Here is a 1,255-nt window from a genome sequence, read left to right on the forward strand (position 1 = left end):
TTCCACCAGGCAAGCGCACTGCGCTGGAGAAGCAACGAGCGGTCGAGCGCGCTGCTCATGAGGCCGAGCTTGTGCGGTTGAGCGCCCGGGTGCGGGAGTTGGAGGAGACCAACAGCGCGCTGGGAAAAGCTATCGGGCTCTTGCACGCGATGAGCGAGGAAGAGCCCGCCGAGCCCCCGACGAAGACCGATCAGCCCGGTTCTTGAACGCGGAGAACGACCTCGTCGCCGAGCTCACCGCCGCGACCGGATCGCAGCGGCAGGCACTCGAATTCGCGGGCGTGTCACGGTCGACGTGGCATTACCGGCAGCGTCCGCGAGAGCGGATCGCTGATCCGATCCCGCAGACTGAGCGTGCCTATGAATCACGGATCAGCACCGCCGATGAGGAACGGATCGGCGGCCTGATCCTCGCCGGGTGGGCGCAGCAAAACTCTGTCGATCATTCGTTTGCGACCGCGTGGGATGACGGGGTGATGCTCGCGTCGCGACGCTCCTGGTGGCGGATCGCGGCACGGATCGAGGACCAGATGCTCCGGCCGACGGTCCCGACTCGGAAGGATCGCCGGCAGCCGCGGAACAAACCAGTGCTGAAAGCGACTGGCCCCGGGCAAGTGTGGTCATGGGATATTACCGACCTGTACTCGCCGTGGCGGGGGAAGGTGTTCAAGGCATACAAGATCACCGATATCTACTCCCGAAAGATTGTCGGCTGGCGAGTCGAGGATCGCGAGGCTGACCACCTCGCCGTGGAGATGTTCGCCGCCGCGTTCACCGAGCACGGCCCGCCCACGGTGGTGCACGCCGATTCCGGGGCCGCGATGACCTCGAACCTGCTGAGGGACTCCCTCCACGAGCAGGGTGTGAACCTCTCTCACAACCGGCCGTATACGTCGAACGACAACCCGTTCTCCGAGGCTGGTTTCCGGACGATGAAGTACCGGCCGGGCTACCCGAAGGTGTTTACCAATCTTTCCGCCGCACGCGAATACATCGCCGGCTACGTGCCCTGGTATAACCACCAGCACAAGCACTCCGGGATCGCGCTGTTCTCACCCGCGCAGGTCCACGACGACACCTGGCGTGACGCATGGAAGACCCGTGACACCGCGCTGCAGCGCTACTTCCACAAGCACCCGGAACGATTCCGCGCACGCCCACGGACACCGGCCCCCGCCGAGATAGTCGGCATCAACCTGCCCGAGCAAGAGCCGCTAAAGCAGACCGCGTGACTCCACACAGCTTGACATCGAGCG

General features: G+C 64.6%; 1 protein-coding gene and 1 pseudogene. Both read left to right on the top strand.

Annotation, left to right across the window (positions count from 1 at the left end):
• Positions 1 to 206 (top strand): annotated as a pseudogene (locus CIK71_RS17905) (hypothetical protein); the annotation flags it as partial.
• Positions 203 to 1,231: a DDE-type integrase/transposase/recombinase gene (locus CIK71_RS16935; RefSeq protein WP_096166854.1), complete on the top strand. Its 1,029-nt coding sequence runs from the start codon at positions 203 to 205 to the stop codon at positions 1,229 to 1,231. The pseudogene CIK71_RS17905 and the gene CIK71_RS16935, both read left to right, overlap by 4 nt.
• Positions 1,232 to 1,255 lie beyond the last annotated feature (24 nt).

The organism is Brachybacterium alimentarium (genome assembly GCF_002332425.1).
Classification (GTDB): Bacteria; Actinomycetota; Actinomycetes; order Actinomycetales; family Dermabacteraceae; genus Brachybacterium; species Brachybacterium alimentarium.